We start from the raw sequence: 17,795 nt of genomic DNA, 5'->3' as shown, positions 1-17,795 counted from the left end.
ATAAAGTTGCCGGTGCGCAATGTTGCGGAAATCTTCGGGCAAGAAAACGGCGGCAGGATTGCGCCGCTGTCAGTCAGTCTGCCTGCGACCCTCGCCACGGTTTGTCATCGGTCCGGACAGGCATCCAGACGGCACCTCTCAATTCCTTGCCCGAGATAACCCCGTATGCCGCTCACCGATCCCGCTTCGCCACGTGTTCGAATCTCCCTGGTCCTGGCGCTCGCCGCGCTGGCCAGCGGCTGCGCCCAGTCGCCGGCGGCCACGCCAGGCCGTTGCGAGCATGCCGGCTACACGGTCCATGACCCCGCCGAGCCTATCAACCGCGGCATCTTCGCCTTCAACCGGACGCTGGACGACTACGCGCTGGCGCCCGTGGCCCGTGGTTATCGCAAGCTCCCGGGGTTCTTCCAGACGGGCGTCCACAACTTCGTGGCGAACTTCGGCGAGCCCAAGGTGTTCATCAACGACCTGCTGCAAGGCAACGCCCAGCGCTCGGTCAACACCCTCGGCCGTTTCGTGATCAACACCACCGCGGGCATCGTCGGCTTGGTCGATGTCTCCGGCAAGCTTGGCATCGAACGCCACGAGGCCGATTTCGGCCAGACGTTCGGCGTCTGGAACCTCGCGGCGGGGCCGACGGTGGAATTGCCGCTGCTGGGAACGGCCAACCTGAGGGATGCGACGGGCAAGGCGATCAGTTTCGTGGTCGACCCGTTCGGCGACAACAGCAGCACCGTCGACACCCTGGGCACTCTCAATACCGCCGGCGGCATCGTCGATGGCCGCGCCCAGGCGTTGCCACTGACGGATGAATTGCGAACCCGGCCGGACTACTACGTGGCCCTGCGCGAGGCGGTGGCCCAGCGTCGCGCCGATTTTGTCGCCGAGGGCAAGCGAGGGGCGGTGGTCGCCGACCAGCCGGCCTGCCAGGACGAGGAGAGCGCCGATGAGTAGCGGGGCGCTGGTCTTGCACCGACGGATGCGCACGCTCGGCCAGGGAGCGTTGCACTGCCGCGAAGTGGAACTGTGCCTGGCCGAGGATGGCCGTCATGTGGTGCTCAGTCGCTACGTCGAGCGGTTCAGCCAGGAAGGTGCCGATTGGTGCAGCGTCCACCACCATCGGGTGGCGCTGGTGGACATGGTGCGCTGGATGGTCGAGAACGGCGAATCCTGAAGTTGCTGGCTGCCAAATTGCCAGCTTTTCAGGCCGTCAAACAATGAAACATTTCTACATACTTGAGGATCAAGAATGGTTGTACGACGTCGTATCTAATGTGTTCGACTGTGCCCCGTTTCTCACAAAAAAAATAACGGAGATTCCATCCATGTCGAGCATTCCTTCCGTCGAAGGCCAGGCTGCAGCCCCCGCGCAAGGCCGCTTTGTACGAATACTCAAGCTTCTTGGCCCGGGCATCATCGCGGTGCTTTCCTGGCTCGGCGCCGGTGACCTGATCACCTCCTCGGTGGCCGGCGCGAACTACGGCTACGCGATGATGTGGGTGCTGGCGGTGTCGCTGCTGCTGCGCTACCTGATCGTCAACATCATCGCGCGCTTCCAGCTCTGCAATAACCAGGGCATGACCATCCTGCAGGGGTATGCCCAGCTCAATCCGTTCTTCGCCTGGTTCCTGCTGGTCTACGCGCTGCTCATGGGGCACTTGATGAACGCCTACATGATCAAGGGCGCGGGCGAATCCCTGGCGATGCTGTTGCGGGTGGACTACCCGTTATTGTGTTCGGTGGCGGTGGTGCTGGCGGTGTGGCTGCTGGTGGGGCGCAACATCTATTCGATGATCGAAGGCGTAATGAAGGCGCTGCTGGCGATCATGACCCTGGCGTTCATCGCCCTGGCGGTGATGTCCGGGCCCGACGTGGTGGGCATCGTCAAAGGCACCATCGGCTTCAGCATCCCGCCGGATGAAGGCGTGCACGGCGCGCTGCTGGTGGCGGTCTCGGTGATCGGCGCGGTGGCTGGCTCGATTGCCAACTTCGTTCACCCGTATGTCATGCGCCAGAAGGGCTGGACCGGGCCCGAGCACAAGCGCATCCAGCGCAACGACCTGCTGTTCGCGGTGTTCGTCGGGATCGTCATCAACCTGGCGATCTGGATCGTTGGCGCGGAAATCCTGCGGCCCAACGGCATTGAAGTGAAGACCCTCGGCGACCTGGGCAAGGCCCTGGAAATGTTCTTCGGCCCCATCGGCTGGTACGTGTTCTTCGTCGGCGTGTTCGCCACGCTGTTCGCCAGCATCTCCGGCAAGACCACGGCATTCCCGATGCTCATCACCGATGCCTTCCAGCACGTCCGGCCCAAGCGCCGGGAGCGTTACGGCAAGGAGTTCCACCGCGACCCGATGCACAAGTGGTTCATGCTGTTCATCCTCGTGACACCGTTGATCTGGTCGATGCCCGGCATGCCGGACTTCGTCACCCTGACCATCGGCGTCAGCGCCCTGAACATCGTTGGCCTGCCGGTCATTTCCCTGGGCCTGCTGATCATGTCCAACCAGAAATCGTTGCTCGGCAAGGAGTACCGCAACAATCTGTTCGAGAACATCGCGCTGCTCTTCGCGACGGGCCTGGCGTTGTGGGTGGCGTTCCAGTTGGGGGTCGATCTGTTCACGTGACGTTCGATGGGGACTGCTAGACTTCACCGTCCAGTCCCTCTCTCGGAGCACGCGGATGAACAACAAGAACACGATCTGTCTCTGGTACGACGGCGCTGCACTGGAAGCGGCGCGGTTCTATGCGGCGACCTTCCCGGACAGCCAGGTGCTGGCCGTGCATCATGCGCCGGGCGATTTTCCCTCGGGCAAGCAGGGCGATGAGTTGACGGTGCAGTTCACGGTGATGGGCATCCCTTGCCTGGGCTTGAACGGAGGCCCTTCGGTCAAGCACAACATTGCCTTTTCCTTCCAGGTGGCCACCGATGACCAAGCCGAAACCGACCGTCTATGGAACGCGATTGTCGGTAACGGCGGGCAGGAGAATGCCTGCGGCTGGTGCACGGACAAATGGGGCATTTCCTGGCAGATCACCCCCCGGGTCCTGAGCGGCGCCGTCACTCATCCGGACCAGGCGATCGCCAAGCGCGCCTTCGACGCGATGATGACGATGACCAAGATCGATGTGGCGGCGATCGAGGCGGCTGTCAGGGGTGATCAAGGCTGAACCTCCGTTTTCGCGAGCAGGCCCCCCACTGTTGGCGTCGCCCAGATCTCCTGTGGGAGCGAGCCTGCTCGCGAAGACGTCCGTCCATCCAACGATCCCGTCAGCTCCTTACCCCTCGCCAGCCTCCGGCAACCTGGCGATCACCTTGATTTCAAACTCGAAGCCATACAGCCAGGTCACGCCGACCGCCGTCAGGGTCGGGTGCGGCGCATTACCCCAGAATTCGGGCACCACCTTCCAGATGGTCTCGAATTTGGATTCGGGGTCGACGATGAAGACGGTGACGTCCACCACGTCATCAAAGGTGCAATCGGCCGCCGCGAGGATCGCCTTCAGGTTGTTGAACGCCAGCCGCACCTGGGCTTCCAGCTCGGGCTCCGGCGAGCCGTCGGTGGTGCTGCCGACCTGTCCGGACACGAACAGAAATCCATTGGAGCGAATGGCCGGGGAGTAGCGGTTGCGCTCATAAAGCGCCTGGCGTCCGGCGGGGAAAACAACGTCACGCTGTGTCATAGGTACCTCCCTCATCGGGTCACGATCGACCCGTAATCAACGATGAGGGCACTCTAGGGGCTTGTATCCGGGCGATAAACGCGCAATGTTGGCGATCACTGTTTGTAATACCCAAACAATCCGAGGAATCCCGGGGCCGATATGGATCGTTTCGACGCGATGCAGGCGTTCGCGCGGGTGGTGGAGGCGGGCAGCTTCACCAAGGCCGCCGAGACCCTGCACATGAGCAAGACCACCGTCACGCAATTGGTCCAGCAGCTTGAGGCGCGCTTGCGGGTCAAGCTGCTCAACCGCACCACGCGCAAGGTCAACGTCACCGCTGACGGCGCGGCCTATTACGAACGGGTGATCCGGCTATTGGCCGACATGGACGACGCCGAGACCAGCCTCGCCGGTGCGCAAACCCTGCCCCGCGGGCGGCTGCGGGTGGACGTGCCGAGCCCGCTCGCCGCCATGCTCCTGGTGCCGGCCTTGCCGGCGTTCCACGAGCGCTACCCGGATATCCAGATCGACCTGGGGGTCAGCGACCGCATCGTCGACATGATCGATGAAAACGTCGATTGCGTGGTGCGCGGCGGCGAGTTGGTGGATCAGTCGCTGATCGCCCGGCGCATCGGCGACCTCGCCCTGGGCATTTTCGCCGCGCCGGGCTACCTGGCACGCCACGGCACGCCGGATCATCCCCAGGCGCTGGAGGATTCCCATCACCGGGTCGTCGGCTTCCTCTGGGCCCGCACGCGCAGGCCCATGCCGTACGCGATGTATCGCCAGGGCGAACGGGTCCAGGTCAAGGGCCGCTACGCGCTGGCGGTCGACGATGGCAACGCCTACCTGGCGGCCGGCGTGGCTGGGCTGGGCGTGCTGTGGTTGCCCAGGTACATGTCCGCGCCATACGAAGCCCAAGGTCACCTGGTGCGCCTTTTCGCAGACTGGCGCATCGAGCCCATGCCGCTCTACCTGGCCTATCCGCCGAACCGGCACCTCAGCGCCAAGTTGCGGGTGTTCATCGAGTGGGTCACGGAACTGATGGCGCAGCATGCTCCGGTTATCGGTCGCCAGGCCTCATGAATACTGCACGCATTCGGATGATGCGGTTCGCTGCCCAAGGCCCCGACGGGAATAAAACCAAGCCGGGGCGCACGGGTCGAAGGTGTATCGACCACCTTGGCCAGGAGCAGACACCATGGATCGATTCACTGGCGGATGCCTGTGCGGCAACGTGCGTATCGAAGCCTCGGGGCGCCCTTATCGGGTGGGGCTCTGCCACTGCCTCGACTGCCGCAAGCACCATGGGGCGCTGTTCTTCGCGGCGGCCATGTTTCCCGCGCAGGCGGTGAAGATCGAGGGCGAGACACGGGATTACGCCGGGCGCTTTTTCTGCCCCCGCTGCGGCTCGTCGCTGTTCGCCCGCAGCGGCGACGAGATCGAAGTGAACCTGGGAAGCCTGGATGCCCCCGACCAATTGATCCCGACCTACGAGTGCTGGACCCGGCGACGCGAGGCCTGGTTGCCGCCGTTCACGCAGCTGAAGCAGTACCGGGGCGATCGTGAGGGAACCGGGCGGTCCGAGCCCTAGTGGCCTGTGTGGCTAATTCGGGTACTCAAATCAGCCACGCAGGCCTCTCGGCAACCGCTGCGCGAGCCACTATGGCATCGGGTCAGCGCTTCGGCGACTGGATCAGCGAGCGTACCCGTCGCCCCAGGTCGGTCAGGCTGAAGGGCTTGGTCATGATCCAGGTCGTCGGGTCGGCGCTGACCAGGCTTTCCCCCTCGGCGAAGCCGGTGATGAACATCACCTTCAGCCCCGGATGGCGCTGGCGCAGCGCGTCGGCGAGGCCGATGCCGTTCATGGCGCCGGGCAGGCCGATGTCGGTCAGCAACAGGTCGAAGGTCCCGATCTTCTCGGCTTGCTGCAAGGCCGAGACGCTGTCCAGGGCCTCGACGACGCGATAACCGGTTTCCCCCAGGTATTCCGAGACCATTTGCCGGATCGCCGCTTCATCATCCACCAGCAAAATGGTTTCGTTGCCGCCGGGCTGGACCTGCGCGGCGCTGTCCTGCCGCACGCTTTTCGCTCGCTGGGAGGCCCGGCGCGCCATCGGGAAGTACATCGTCACCGTCGTGCCTTCACCGACCGTGCTCTGGATCCTGACCTGCCCTCCGGATTGCCGGGCGAACCCGTAGATCATCGACAGGCCCAACCCGGATCCTTCACCCAGGCGCTTCGTCGTGAAGAAGGGGTCGAACACCCGGGACATGATGTCCGCGCTGATGCCCGTGCCCGAGTCCGAGACGGCTATCGCCACGTAAGGACCCGGCGGCAACAGCTTGGCGTCGTCGCTGTGTTCGTCGATCACGCAGCGGTGCACATCGAGCTTGAGCAGGCCGCCGTCGGGCATCGCGTCGCGGGCGTTGATCGCCAGGTTGAGCAGGGCGTTTTCCAGTTCATTCGGGTCGCACTTGATCGGGTCGTTGTTGCGGAACGAACACTCGACAACGATGTTGGGCCCTACGGAGCGGCGGATCATTTCTTCCAGGCCGGCCACCACCTTGCGCGGTTCGAGGACTTCCGGCTGCAGCGATTGCTGCCGGGAAAACGCCAGCAGGCGCTGGGTGAGGGCGGCGGCCCGTGTCGCCGAGGTCAGGGCCACGGCGTTGTAGCGCGACAGTTCGTCGTAGGCCTGGCTGTCGATGCGCCGCTGCATCAGTTCCAGGCTCCCGGTGATGCCCGCCAGCAGGTTGTTGAAGTCGTGGGCAATGCCGCCCGTCAACTGGCCGACCGCTTCCATTTTCTGGCTCTGCCGCAGCTTCGACTCGGCCAGGGCGCGTTCCTGTTGTTCGGCTTCCAGTTGCCCGGTGCGCTGGGCGATGCGTTCTTCGAGCTGGTCGTTCCATTCCCGCAAGGCGGCTTCCAACTGGACCCGTTCGTTGATGTCTTCGAAGGTGCCATACCATTGTTCGCAGTGGCCGCCAGCGTCGAGGCTGCACAGCGCCCGGACCCTGAACCAGCGGTATTCGCCGGTGTGCCTGCGCACGCGAACCTGCGCATCGAAGGGGTGCAGGCTCGTCAAGGATTGTTGCCACAAGCGGGCGATGGTGATCTTGTCGTCGGGGTGCGCGGCGTTCAGCCATTGGCGCCCCAGGGTCTGCTCCGGTGTGCGGGCGGTGAAGTCGTACCAGCGCGAATCCAGCGACAACAGCGCGCCATCGCTGGCGGCCGTCCAGGGCCAGAGCGGGTTGAGTTCGGCCGCGATCCGGTAATGCCTTTCACTGTCACGCAGCTTGGCTTCGGTCTGGCGCATGGCCTGCAAGGTCACGGAGCGCTTCAAGGCCGCCCCGATCAAGTTGGCGTAGCCGCGCAGGAAATCGATGTCGCTCTGGGTGAATTGCCGGGGGTGGCGGCTGTCGACCTCGAAAATCCCGAACGGTCGCGTCTCGCTGGCGCCGTGGACCAGCACGTTGACGAATGCCTGGACGCCGTTCTGTACCTGGAAGTCGTGATAGCGAAAGCGGGTTTCCGTGGCCCTGTCCGTGGAGATCACCGCGCTGCCGGTGTCCAGGGAGTGGCGCTCCGGGGTGTTGTCCAGCGCTTGCACCCGGACCTTGCCCACCACGCCAGGCGCCCAGCCGACGCCGTTGCGCACGGTCAGCGTGAGGTCGTCCTCTTCCAGCAGCATGAATTTCGCCAGGTGGGTTTCCAGTGCGTCGCCCACCAGGCGACAGGCCTCGTCGAGGATGTGTTCAAGGTCGTCCGAAACCAGCGCCAGCTCTCCGAGTTCGGCAAGCACCTTGCGTTGACGCAGTAACGTGTCTTCCATTGCCATTGAGGTCACCCCTGATACGTCTTCAATATCCGAGGGCCGGGCGCTGGCTAGGTTCACACGAATCGATGACCGTGCTTGTCGGGGCGCGGATGGCGTTGGCGGGCATGCCAAGGCCCCTGCGCAGAAGGGCCTTGGCATCGATAGGATTATTCCTGGAGAAACTTCAACAGGTCCTGGTTGAGGCGATCCTTGTGGGTCTCGGTCAAGCCATGGGGAGCACCGGCGTAGACGATCAGTCGTGCGCCCTTGATCAGCGCTGCCGAGGCCTTGCCCGCGGCATCGATGGGTACGATCTGGTCGTCGTCACCGTGGATTACCAGGGTCGGCACGTCGAACTTCTTCAGGTCGGCGCGGAAGTCGGTGGCCGAGAAGGCCGCGATCGACTCATAGGTGTTCTTGCTGCCACCTTGCATGCCCTGGGCCCAGAAGGACTGGATCAGGCCCTGGGACGGCTTGGCGCCCTTGCGGTTGTAGCCATAGAACGGCCCCGAGGCGATGTCCAGGTACAGCTGCGAGCGGTTTTCCAGGGACGCCTTGCGCAAGCCGTCGAACACCTCGATGGGCAGGCCGCCAGGGTTGGTGTCGGTCTTGAGCATCAGCGGCGGCACCGAGGACACCAGCACGGCTTTCTTCACCCGGCCGGTACCGTGGCGACCGATGTAGCGCGCCACTTCACCGCCGCCGGTGGAGAAACCGACCAGGGTCACGTCCTTCAGGTCCAGCGCTTCGATCACGGCCGCCAGGTCATCGGCGTAGTGGTCCATGTCGTTGCCTTCCCAGGGCTGGCTCGAGCGACCGTGGCCGCGCCGGTCGTGGGCGACCACGCGATAGCCCTTGGAGGCGAGGAACATCATCTGCGCTTCCCAGCTGTCCGAATCCAGCGGCCAGCCGTGGCTGAAGGTCACGACCTGGCCGTCCCGCGGGCCCCAGTCCTTGTAGTACAGCTGCACGCCATCGCGGGTGGTGATGTAGCTGGCGGACTGGATCACACTGCCCACGGCGGACACATGGCCGGTGGCCTGGGTGGGCGTGGCGGCTTCTGCGCCGAGGGCGGCGAGGGCCAATGTCGCGATGGCCATGGTGCGGTTCAGTGTGTTCATCGTCTCTCTCTCCTTAGGGGTCGTCGTGACCGGTTGCGACCGCTGTCGATCGCTTGGTGCGCAGATTAGAGAGAGACGCCGATATCGAGAACGGTGCGGATATCGATAGCAACTATAGGTTTGAACGATAGCTGGGCTGCGCTTCGGTCAGCGGGAGCGATGGGCACTCGCCCGTGACCGCCGCTCAATATTTATGGACGATGCCCAGCCGGCCCATGATCTCCAGCGCGTTGACCAGGCCCAAGCCGTTCAGGGGCAGGCAGGCAAAGCACTGGTACTCATCGAAATGCGTGCCGATGGCCAGCAGCTTCAAATCGTGGGCTTCCAGCCGCTGGTTGAAGTACTGGAGCAGCGCTCGCTCCCAATCGCTGGCGCGGTTGACGGCGTCGATGGCTGGGCGATCAGGCGTCGGGATTTCAATGCCCAGTTGCTGCAGCGGGGCCAGGGCATTGACGGCGGCCACTCCGCCGGACGCCCATTCCTTCCATTCGAATTCGGCCAGCTGATGGGTGTCGGTCAACGCCGACGCCAGCTGGTTCCAGGCCCAATCCCATTGCGTCGTCGGAGCGCCAATGCCCTGTATCAGCGCTTGTGCCTGGTCTGGGTCGAACAGGCAGTCGAACAGGTCGGCCAGCGTATCGGCCAGATCGACCTGCGACGCTTGCCCGTCGGGGTCCAGGTCCCGGCGCAGGCGTTGCCACAAGCCGTCCAACTCATCCCAGTCGTCCTCATCCATCGCATCATCGATCACCTGGGCCTTGTGGCCACGATGGTAGTTGTCCAGCCGCGTCTTGCGCACGCGCACCACACCCCCGGCGAGGTCGACGGCGTAGCTGCTGTGGTCCAGGTAGTTGGTCTGGAACACGATGCGATCGGGAAACAGGTCATGGACGATGCTTTCTTCCACATCAAAATACGCCGCCCCCTCGGGCTTGCCATGGGCGGCGATGATGCGTTGCAGCGTCAGGGAATCGATTGGATTCATGTGGGCGTGATCGTCGGGAAGGGAGGGGGTGCCAAAGGTAAAGGGGGCGGTGCATCAGCTTGCATCACGCTTCGGCCGGCGCCTGCGCCGCTTGCTCGGCCTCGGCCGCCAGCTTCAGGCGATCGGCCTTGCTGATGTACTTGGGTTTGTTCTGCGGTGCCAGTTTGGCGCTGGCCTTCTTGGCGTGGGCCTGCAGCAACTGCTTTATTTTCTTGCGACGGTTCATGGCTTGTACTCGGTGTGTAAGCGCCGGGATGATATCAGCCCGCGCGCGGCGCGCCGCTCATTTGAAGAACTTGCTCGGCGTCTTGCCAAATTGCTTGCGGAACATGTTGGTGAACGCACTCGGGCTTTCATAGCCCAGGGCCAGGGCAACGTCGATGATTTTCTCGCCCATTGCCATGCGTTCGACGGCCTGTAACAGACGCACCTGTTGTCGCCATTGGCCGAAGGTAATCCCGGTTTCCTTGCGGAATAGCCGCTGGATGGTTTTCTCGTCGAGGTCGAGGCGGGCGCTCCAGTCCGCCAGCGTCGAACCATCGGCGGGGTCGCCTTGCAGCGTCACGCAAATCTGCTTGATACGCCGGTCCGCCGGTTGCGGCAGGTGCAGCGGCAGGGTGGGCAGCAGGGCGAGTTCATCGAGGATCAGCTGCATCACCCGGGCCGCCCGGGTGTTCGGGGCATAGGGCAGTTGCAGCTGGACGGCGACCTTGATCAACTCACTCAGGAGCGCGGAGATACTCACCGCCTTCGTATCGCTCGGAAGGTCTGCGGCGGCATCGGGCCGGACGAACAGGCTGCGCATTTTCACGTGCCCGACGCAGCGCACCGAGTGCACCTGCCCGCAGGGCATCCACAGTCCCCGATTCGACGGGACCGTCCATTGGCTGGAGGCCGTGTGCACGACCATCACGCCTTCGACGGCGTAGATCAGTTGGTGCTTTTCATGGGAATGGGGGGCGATCCACCAATCGGCGGGGTAGTCGGTCGCCCGGCCGATCATCGTCCAGGCACCTTCATCGATCTCGAGCAGGGCTTCGTTCAACGGTTTGATCATGATGTCCTTTTTGCGACGGTGGGTGCCCTTGTCCAGTGAGACAGACATTTACCTGGATTCTAGGATGATGCCGCGCCTGTCAGATAGTGCCTACAACTTCTGCCCAGGTTTTTTTTGCTGACCTACCGCCTGGAAGCTTTTTTCATGTCCACCACCGCCACAGCCTCGACCACGGCCTCCGTCGTCAACCAAACGAGCCCGCTTGTGATGCGGGTCATCGGTGCCTGCGCCCTCGCGCACCTGATCAATGACCTGATCCAGGCCGTCCTGCCTTCCATCTATCCGATGCTGAAGGCCAACTACGGCCTGACTTTCACCCAGGTGGGTCTGATCACCTTGACCTTCCAGCTGACCGCCTCGCTGCTGCAACCGTGGGTGGGCTACCACACCGACCGTCATCCCAAGCCGTGGCTGTTGCCTGCCGGGATGGTCTGCACCCTGGTCGGCATCCTGATGCTGGCGTTCGTCGGCAGTTTCGGCGCCATCCTCCTGGCCTCCGCGCTGGTGGGCATCGGCTCCTCGACCTTCCACCCTGAAACCTCCCGCGTGGCACGGCTCGCTTCAGGCGGTCGCTATGGCCTGGCGCAGTCGACGTTCCAGGTCGGCGGCAACGCCGGCAGCGCTTTCGGCCCGTTGCTCGCCGCCGCCATCGTGATCCCTTATGGCCAGGGCCATGTGGCCTGGTTCGGCCTGTTCGCGGCCTTCGCCATCCTCGTGCAGTACGGCCTGAGTCGCTGGTACCGCAACCACCTCAACCTGTTCAAGCTCAAGCAGGGCGGCAAGGCGACCCACGGCCTGTCCAAGCGGCGCGTGACCGCTGCCCTGGTGGTCCTGGCGCTGCTGGTGTTCTCCAAGTATTTCTACATGGCCAGTTTCACCAGCTACTTCACCTTCTACCTGATCGAGAAATTCCAACTGTCGGTGACCAGCTCCCAGTTGTACCTGTTCCTGTTCCTGGGATCGGTGGCGGCCGGCACGTTCTTCGGTGGTCCCATCGGCGACAAGATCGGCCGCAAGAAGGTCATCTGGTTCTCGATCCTGGGCGTGGCGCCGTTCACCCTGGCATTGCCCTATGTGGACCTGTTCTGGACCGGCGTGCTCAGCATGATCATCGGTTTCGTCCTGGCCTCGGCGTTCTCCGCCATCGTGGTCTTTGCCCAGGAACTGGTGCCGGGCAATGTCGGCATGATCGCCGGCGTGTTCTTCGGCCTGATGTTCGGCTTCGGCGGGATCGGCGCGGCGCTGCTGGGCTACCTCGCCGACATCCACGGCATCGAGTACGTCTACACCCTGTGCTCCTACTTGCCGTTGCTGGGGATATTGACGGTCCTGCTGCCGTCGACCAAGGGCGTCTGAATCGATTGGACGGGGCCGTGCTTCGGCCCCGCACGCTTACCTGTGGTGCAGGCGTGGGTGCTGATCCAGGTGCAATCGGACAAACCCCTGCGGTACTGTTGCACGCCAGGACTGGATCGGTTCGACAGCAGCAGGTAATCATTCGATGGACATCCAATTTCGCGGTCACGCGATGCCCCATAACCCCGCCGCAGGCACCTGTGACGAATACAGCGTCAGCGCTGTTGCCAGCCTGGACGACCTGCGCGGCGCCTATCGGCACATCGCGTCCCGCCACCCCGGTTGCAAGCCACTGTTCTCCCTGGACGACCTGCACCAGGCCCGCTACACCTGCGGGCATGCGCGGGACAACCTGGGGCTGGACGTCCCGTCCGAACAGGACATCGCCGGGCTGCCGCCCGAGTGCTTCGAGAACGGCGAATACCTGGGGTACCCCACGACCAAGGCCGAATTCGCCTTCTGCTATCGCAACTTCATGAACCTGGTCGCGGCCACTTCATTTCAGGACGCGTGTGCCCACGGCCTGACCCTCGACGAACCCGCCTTGCAAGCGTGGGAGGCGTATCAGCACGACCCGGTTTCACTGCTCGACCAGCCTCTCTCGGCGCTGGTGGTCCCGGTTGAACAGAGCTACCAGGCGCTGGCCGCTTTTCCCAACGGCTACTTCACCTGCGACCTGGACCCCGCGCAAAACTTCGCGGTGGCCCGTCACTTCGCCCTGGCCCATGGTTATGAGCTGATCGGGGTAGGGGCCTCCTATCTCGGCTATCTGCGCGCGGAACCCCCCACTGCGGAACAGGCCCGGGCGGTGGCGGCGGATTTCTGCGCGCTGTACAACACCCGCGAAGAGGACCGGGAAAAGGTGGTTGCCAGGGTCCTGGCGGCTATGGGTGGGTGCACGCATCTCTGGTTGCGGTACGTGGAGTAATGGCAGGCATGAATGAACTACCCACAGCCGGCGTTGGCAACGATGAGGCGATGCGAAAGAAGGTCAACATCGCCGTGGCGGCGAGGAATCTGGCCAGTGCGGCGAACAACACCAAGTGGGACGAACTGATCGACTATTTCCGTGAGCGCGAGGGCTGGTGCCCGTCCTGGCGGTACAAGTCAGTCTCCGGCTATGTCTCGGGCTGGGATGTGGAGTGGTTCTACCATTTGCCGTTTCCATTCGCCTGTGTCGAATGGTTCGACATTGGCTTGATGGAAGAGGGCCCGTTCAGGGGGCGGCTGCTTGCCCGGACAACCATTGACCACACCGACGAGATCTCGGGAGTGGCTGCACGGATTGGATTCGAGTTCGAAGTGCGAGGCGACGTGTTGAGGATCTGGGGGTATTTGCCAAAATCCTACGAGGACTTTCCTCCAACCGGATAAGTGCGATCCTGCGGGCTTTGTTCACGAGCCGCGGGCCGTTAAACCTCAATTGTTTTTGAGGACTTGCCATATTCCATGTTCAAGGAAATACACATCAAATGCGCGAACGACGGTCAGCACGATTGCTGGTTATAAGCCCTCCCGGCAGGTCCTGCTTTTCAACTTTCGCCATAGCGGTGATGCTCTAGCCGGGCAGAGCTATTGGGCAACGCCTGGCGGAGGCCTTGAGGATGGCGAAACATTTCAAGTCGCCGCGATACGTGAGCTGCGCGAAGAGACCGGTATTTCAGTCAACTCAGTTGCGGGACCGATAGCGGACAGGCGATTTCCAATGCTCCTGCCCGGTGGTGAGACGGTGCTATCCGTTGAGCAATATTTTGTTGTGCATACTGCTGTCCAGACTCTTTCCCGGTCCGAGTGTACATTACAGGAGGTCCGGGTCATGGCCGACCATCGTTGGTGGTCCGAACAAGAGCTCAGGACAACTGAAGAGATTGTATGGCCAGAGACGTTAGTTGAGATGCTCGTGAACACAGGTGTCTTCAGCCCCACTGCCTGACCGGCATTCTGCCCATGGCGTAGTGTGTGACCCAGGACTGGCTCGACTTCAAGAGGGATGGCAATGACGCTGACGGACGAAGGGTTGCTCAAGATAGCGATGGCGAACCCGATAAACGCTGAAATCACTGCCCGTTTGCCTGCACTCTGTTTGCCTCAGTGTTTCCTCACAGCAGGCTGCCTCTTCCAATCTGTCTGGAATCATCGGATGCGGCTCGCGCCCGAATGGGGCGTAAAGGATTACGACGTCTTCTACTTTGACGAGAACCTGTCCTGGGAGGCCGAGAATGACGTGATCACCTCGGCGCAGCACCTCTTCGGCGACCTGGCGGTCAACATCGAAATCAAGAACCAGGCGCGTGTTCACCTTTGGTATCACCAGCGGTTTGGCCGGTCTTATCCTCAACTTCAGTCGGCAAGAGATGGTATTGATCGTTATCTGGTTGCGGGTACGTGTATTGGGTTGGAGGTTGCCACGGGTGAGGTCTATGCCCCGTACGGCTTGGCCGATGTAGAGGAGGGTGTCCTGCGTATCAACCCGGGGAATCCTCAGCCGGACCTGTTCGTTCAAAAGGCCAGGAGTTATCAAGCTCGCTGGCCTTGGCTCCGTATCGTAGAGCCGGGTATTGCCTGACGCCTCCAATCAGGGGACAGGACAAACCTAGAACTGCCTGAACAACGCGGCCATCAGGATCCCGGCGGCAATCGCTGGAAGGGGTTTGCGCAGGACCAGCATCACGATGGCGGTCGTCAGCAAGGCCAGCCGCGCGCCGTTGTCGCCGGTGACCGCCAGCGGCGTGAGCACGGCCACCAGGACCGAGCCGGACATGGCATTGATGAACTGCTGCACCCGGTGGCTGATGGGCACGAAGGACATCACGAACACGCCGCCCCAACGCGTGGCGAGGGTCACCACGGCCATGATCAGGATGATGAGGAACGTGCCGTAGCCTGATGTCTCGATGCTCATGCTTTTTTCTCCGTCCACACGGCGCCCAGGACGCCACCGGCCAGGGCCCCGGTGACCACGTGGGCGTTTTCAGGCAGGTATTTGTAGGCCAACAGCGACGCGATGGCTGCCACGCTCCAGATGACCAGTATGCGCAGGTTCTTCTGGCCTCCCAGCACCATCGCGAGCAGGAAACAGCCCATGACCATGTCCAGGCCCAGGCTGACGGGATCCTGGATGACGCCACCGAACTTCAACCCCAGCCAACTGCCGAGCGCCCAAGCCGACCACAGTGCCAGGCCGCCGCCAAACAGCAGGCCCAGGCCTGGCTTGCCGTTATTGAATGCCTGCATCGACATCGCCCAGTTGGCGTCGGAGACCACCATCATCACGCCGTAGCGCCGGGCCAGTGGCAGCTCCCGTAGCCAGGGATACAGCGTGGCCCCCATCAACAGGTGCCGGGCATTGATCGCGAATACCGTCACGACCAGGGGCACTATCGGAACGTGCGGCCCCCACAGGTCAAGCACGGCAAATTGCGCGGCACCGGCGAATACCAGGGTGCTCATCAGCAGGGTTGACGCTGCGTCCAGGCCGGTTTGCGCGGCGGCAAGGCCGAAGGCAACGGCAAAGACGATCACGAACAGGGAGATCGGCAGGAGCTGCTTGAACCCCCTCCATATCAGTTTCCTCTCCAGGCTCACGGAGCCCGCATCGACACTCAACACACCTTCACCTCACGCCTGCCTCAAGTTGGGTCCGTTACCGGGGCGCCATTGTGGAAGCAATCGGTGGCTTCGCAAAAGCGAATAAGTATCATGGGTCCCATTCGAGTTTCGAATGGCTGCGCTGAGACGCGGGAATCATCTCTTGCGCGTCCAGGGTGGGCGAGGCGTCAGTGCGGGTGATCGGGGACCTTGCCCCTCAGATCAGGATGTAATCACTGCAAGGGCGAATGCCCTTGTGGGCACCTGGGACAAGGTGGACGTAGTGGCCGTTGACCCAATCGACCGGCAAGCAGTCATCCACCTCGAGCACCGCGTCGGTGTGCGGCTTGAGCCAGTCCATCGGCAGGCGTCGCTTGCCCAACTGCTTGGCCTGGGCCTTATCCCGGGCCACCACCAGCAGATAGCGGTGCGCCTCGCCAAACACCTCACGTTCGTAGCCGCCCAGGTTGATGAAAAACAGCCTGGGCTCGCCCGGCCCCGGGGCCATGTGGCTGAGTTCGACCCGGTAGGCATCGATGCCATCGACTTCCAGCCAGGAGTCGATGTGCAAACCCTTGGGGCTGCCAAACCAGGCCTCGCGCAATTGCGGGTACGCCTGATCCAGGGAGTCCGCCTGGACGAACACCACGTCGTGCACCTCGATGTTGGCGCGGGGATGACGACCACCGAGCATGACTACGTACAGCATGGAAACTCCTGTCTAAAGGGATTCAGCGGATAAATCCATACATGGTTTGAATTTATCTGTACAAGAATCTAATGTTGTACAGGTATTTTCTCATTCTACAGGTTCTTCATGGCGCATTCCGTTCGCTGGGCCTGCCTCTGCCTGATGTTGGCGACGCTGTCGTCAGTCGCCGCGGACTGGCGTACGGCGCTGCCCCTTGCGCAACGGCTGGGCGAGGGTGATTTCACCTGGTTCGGCCTGCGCCTGTATACCGCCAGGCTCTGGACCGCCGACTCGCGACTGGACTGGAACCAGCCTTTTGCGCTGGAACTGCTTTACCACCGGTCGATGTCCCGGGAGACACTGGTGCAGGCCAGTGTCGAGGAGATGCGGCGACTGGGCTCCGACGGCGTGACGTCCGCATCGCTCGCGGCCTGGACCCAGGCAATGGAGGCCGCATTCGTCGATGTACGCCCCGGCATGCGCATCACTGGCCTGTATCTGCCGGGCAAGGGCTGCCGTTTCTATGTGGATGGCCAGCCCACGCGTGAAATCTTCGACCCGCTGTTCGCCCGGGCGTTCTTCGCCATCTGGCTGGACCCGCGGGCCCGCGACCTGCAATTGCGCCAGCGCTTGCTCGGCCTGGGCGAAAACGACAGAGGGACATGACCATGTACAAAGCGCTTCTACTGGCGGCCTGCCTGTTGCTCGGCAGCTGTGGCAATGTCGGTGTCGAGCACTACGCCGGGGAACAGCCGCCTCTGGACCTGGCGGCGTTTTTCTCGCGACCGGTGCAGGCCTGGGGGATGTTCCAGAAGCGTTCCGGGGAAGTGGTCAAGCGCTTCCATGTGCGCATCGACAGTCGCCGGGAAGGTGAGCGATTGATCCTCGATGAACAATTCCTCTACAGCGACGGCACGCGCCAGCAGCGCACCTGGACGCTGGTGCCGGACGGCCCTGGCCGCTGGCGCGGAACCGCGGGGGACGTGATCGGCGAGGCCCGGGGCGAGGTGGCCGGCAATGCGCTGCGCTGGCGTTATCGTCTGGACCTGCCAGCCGACGGACGGCACTGGGAGGTTGACCTGGACGACTGGATGTACCTGATGGATGACGACACCCTGATCAACCGCTCGAGCATGAGCAAGCTGGGGGTGGAGATCGGCCAGATCACCTTGTTCTTCCGCCGCCTGCCGGAGGGTGCGCAATGAATCTGAATGAGCTCACCGAGCGAGTCGCGGCCGGCGACATCCAGGCGCTGGAACTGCTGTCATTGGAGGGCGGCTTCTACCTCCTGCGCGCCATGACCGGCAGCGGTCCGGTCACCCTCAGCGATGCGCGGGGGCAGCCCGTGCGATTGCGCTCCTCCACCGAGCTGCGCCAGTTGCTGGTCGACCTGCCACCGGTGCCGTGCACGCTGGTGCAGCATGTGGTGCACGATGAGATGTGCGGGCAGCGTGACGGCCCCATCGCGCCCTTACGGCTGCCATTGACGCTGACCCGCCAGTGGTAGCGC

General features: G+C 63.0%; 22 protein-coding genes and 1 pseudogene. 14 read left to right on the top strand and 9 right to left on the bottom strand.

The annotated features are described in order from the left end of the window. Positions 1-165: 165 nt before the first annotated feature. From Q6A48_RS04080 to Q6A48_RS04065, 4 genes are all read left to right on the top strand, one after another. Positions 166-954 carry an MlaA family lipoprotein gene (locus tag Q6A48_RS04080; RefSeq protein ID WP_304552195.1) on the top strand — a complete coding sequence of 263 codons (789 nt, stop codon included), beginning with the start codon at positions 166-168 and terminating at the stop codon, positions 952-954. Next, entirely contained in the window at positions 947-1,174 is a 228-nt protein-coding gene (locus tag Q6A48_RS04075; RefSeq protein WP_304552194.1) for a hypothetical protein, read from the top strand. The genes Q6A48_RS04080 and Q6A48_RS04075 overlap by 8 nt, the downstream gene beginning before the upstream one ends. Positions 1,175-1,325: 151 nt before the next feature. Further along, complete coding sequence (locus Q6A48_RS04070) at positions 1,326-2,627, top strand: Nramp family divalent metal transporter (RefSeq protein ID WP_304552193.1); 1,302 nt, start codon at positions 1,326-1,328, stop codon at positions 2,625-2,627. A gap of 55 nt (positions 2,628-2,682) precedes the next feature. Beyond that, on the top strand, positions 2,683-3,171 hold the full coding sequence (locus tag Q6A48_RS04065; RefSeq protein WP_304552192.1) for a VOC family protein: 489 nt from the start codon (positions 2,683-2,685) through the stop codon (positions 3,169-3,171). Between the two features lie 108 nt (positions 3,172-3,279). On the opposite strand, the gene Q6A48_RS04060 is transcribed toward Q6A48_RS04065, so the two are convergent. Next, on the bottom strand, positions 3,280-3,684 hold the full coding sequence (locus Q6A48_RS04060; protein WP_304552190.1) for a RidA family protein: 405 nt from the start codon (positions 3,682-3,684) through the stop codon (positions 3,280-3,282). Between the two features lie 141 nt (positions 3,685-3,825). Here Q6A48_RS04060 and Q6A48_RS04055 point away from each other — a divergent pair, with 141 nt between their 5' ends. Beyond that, complete coding sequence (locus tag Q6A48_RS04055) at positions 3,826-4,752, top strand: LysR family transcriptional regulator (RefSeq protein WP_304552189.1); 927 nt, start codon at positions 3,826-3,828, stop codon at positions 4,750-4,752. A gap of 115 nt (positions 4,753-4,867) precedes the next feature. Next, complete coding sequence (locus Q6A48_RS04050; protein ID WP_304552187.1) at positions 4,868-5,260, top strand: GFA family protein; 393 nt, start codon at positions 4,868-4,870, stop codon at positions 5,258-5,260. Between the two features lie 82 nt (positions 5,261-5,342). On the opposite strand, the gene Q6A48_RS04045 is transcribed toward Q6A48_RS04050, so the two are convergent. The 5 genes from Q6A48_RS04045 to Q6A48_RS04025 all read right to left on the bottom strand — a co-directional run bounded on the left by Q6A48_RS04045 (position 5,343) and on the right by Q6A48_RS04025 (position 10,698). Next, positions 5,343-7,508 (bottom strand): ATP-binding protein, encoded by a 2,166-nt coding sequence (locus Q6A48_RS04045; protein ID WP_304552185.1) that lies wholly within the window; start codon positions 7,506-7,508, stop codon positions 5,343-5,345. Positions 7,509-7,654: 146 nt separating this feature from the next. After that, positions 7,655-8,608, bottom strand: a complete 954-nt coding sequence (locus Q6A48_RS04040; RefSeq protein WP_304552184.1) for an alpha/beta fold hydrolase — start codon at positions 8,606-8,608, stop codon at positions 7,655-7,657. Positions 8,609-8,792: 184 nt separating this feature from the next. Then, positions 8,793-9,593 carry a DUF6630 family protein gene (locus Q6A48_RS04035; RefSeq protein ID WP_304552183.1) on the bottom strand — a complete coding sequence of 267 codons (801 nt, stop codon included), beginning with the start codon at positions 9,591-9,593 and terminating at the stop codon, positions 8,793-8,795. Positions 9,594-9,657: 64 nt separating this feature from the next. Further along, complete coding sequence (locus Q6A48_RS04030) at positions 9,658-9,819, bottom strand: DUF2986 domain-containing protein (protein ID WP_304552182.1); 162 nt, start codon at positions 9,817-9,819, stop codon at positions 9,658-9,660. A gap of 57 nt (positions 9,820-9,876) precedes the next feature. After that, complete coding sequence (locus Q6A48_RS04025; RefSeq protein ID WP_304552180.1) at positions 9,877-10,698, bottom strand: AraC family transcriptional regulator; 822 nt, start codon at positions 10,696-10,698, stop codon at positions 9,877-9,879. Between the two features lie 96 nt (positions 10,699-10,794). Between Q6A48_RS04025 and Q6A48_RS04020 the strand changes: the two genes are divergently transcribed. From Q6A48_RS04020 to Q6A48_RS04000, 5 genes and pseudogenes are all read left to right on the top strand, one after another. Beyond that, entirely contained in the window at positions 10,795-12,006 is a 1,212-nt protein-coding gene (locus Q6A48_RS04020) for an MFS transporter (RefSeq protein WP_304552179.1), read from the top strand. 145 nt (positions 12,007-12,151) lie between these two features. Then, positions 12,152-12,934: a DUF4253 domain-containing protein gene (locus tag Q6A48_RS04015; protein ID WP_304552177.1), complete on the top strand. Its 783-nt coding sequence runs from the start codon at positions 12,152-12,154 to the stop codon at positions 12,932-12,934. Between the two features lie 8 nt (positions 12,935-12,942). After that, the gene (locus tag Q6A48_RS04010) at positions 12,943-13,380 is read left to right on the top strand and encodes a DUF6678 family protein (RefSeq protein WP_304552175.1); all 438 of its coding nucleotides are present in this window, start codon (positions 12,943-12,945) and stop codon (positions 13,378-13,380) included. Positions 13,381-13,478: 98 nt separating this feature from the next. Beyond that, positions 13,479-13,939, top strand: a pseudogene (locus Q6A48_RS04005) (NUDIX hydrolase). A gap of 63 nt (positions 13,940-14,002) precedes the next feature. Further along, entirely contained in the window at positions 14,003-14,572 is a 570-nt protein-coding gene (locus Q6A48_RS04000) for a nucleotidyltransferase family protein (RefSeq protein ID WP_304552173.1), read from the top strand. 27 nt (positions 14,573-14,599) lie between these two features. Here the strand turns inward: Q6A48_RS04000 and Q6A48_RS03995 are convergent, their stop codons facing one another. From Q6A48_RS03995 to Q6A48_RS03985, 3 genes are all read right to left on the bottom strand, one after another. Then, entirely contained in the window at positions 14,600-14,908 is a 309-nt protein-coding gene (locus Q6A48_RS03995; RefSeq protein WP_304552172.1) for an AzlD family protein, read from the bottom strand. Further along, positions 14,905-15,615, bottom strand: a complete 711-nt coding sequence (locus tag Q6A48_RS03990) for an AzlC family ABC transporter permease (RefSeq protein ID WP_304552171.1) — start codon at positions 15,613-15,615, stop codon at positions 14,905-14,907. Before Q6A48_RS03990 ends, Q6A48_RS03995 begins: the two co-directional genes overlap by 4 nt. Before the next feature lie 196 nt (positions 15,616-15,811). After that, the gene (locus Q6A48_RS03985; protein ID WP_304552170.1) at positions 15,812-16,303 is read right to left on the bottom strand and encodes a DUF1543 domain-containing protein; all 492 of its coding nucleotides are present in this window, start codon (positions 16,301-16,303) and stop codon (positions 15,812-15,814) included. 108 nt (positions 16,304-16,411) lie between these two features. Here Q6A48_RS03985 and Q6A48_RS03980 point away from each other — a divergent pair, with 108 nt between their 5' ends. Genes Q6A48_RS03980 through Q6A48_RS03970 form a run of 3 tightly spaced genes read left to right on the top strand, consistent with a single transcriptional unit; the run spans position 16,412 to position 17,792 of the window. After that, on the top strand, positions 16,412-16,951 hold the full coding sequence (locus Q6A48_RS03980; RefSeq protein WP_304552169.1) for a chalcone isomerase family protein: 540 nt from the start codon (positions 16,412-16,414) through the stop codon (positions 16,949-16,951). A 2-nt stretch (positions 16,952-16,953) separates the two neighbouring features. Continuing rightward, on the top strand, positions 16,954-17,490 hold the full coding sequence (locus Q6A48_RS03975; RefSeq protein ID WP_304552333.1) for a DUF3833 domain-containing protein: 537 nt from the start codon (positions 16,954-16,956) through the stop codon (positions 17,488-17,490). Continuing rightward, positions 17,487-17,792: a DUF6482 family protein gene (locus tag Q6A48_RS03970; RefSeq protein ID WP_304552168.1), complete on the top strand. Its 306-nt coding sequence runs from the start codon at positions 17,487-17,489 to the stop codon at positions 17,790-17,792. The genes Q6A48_RS03975 and Q6A48_RS03970 overlap by 4 nt, the downstream gene beginning before the upstream one ends. Positions 17,793-17,795 lie beyond the last annotated feature (3 nt).

The organism is Pseudomonas citrullilanati, assembly GCF_030580855.1.
In the GTDB taxonomy this organism is placed as follows: Bacteria; Pseudomonadota; Gammaproteobacteria; order Pseudomonadales; family Pseudomonadaceae; genus Aquipseudomonas; species Aquipseudomonas citrulli.
The sequence above is the reverse complement of the archived record's forward strand: the minus strand, read 5'-3'. Positions and strand labels throughout refer to the sequence as shown.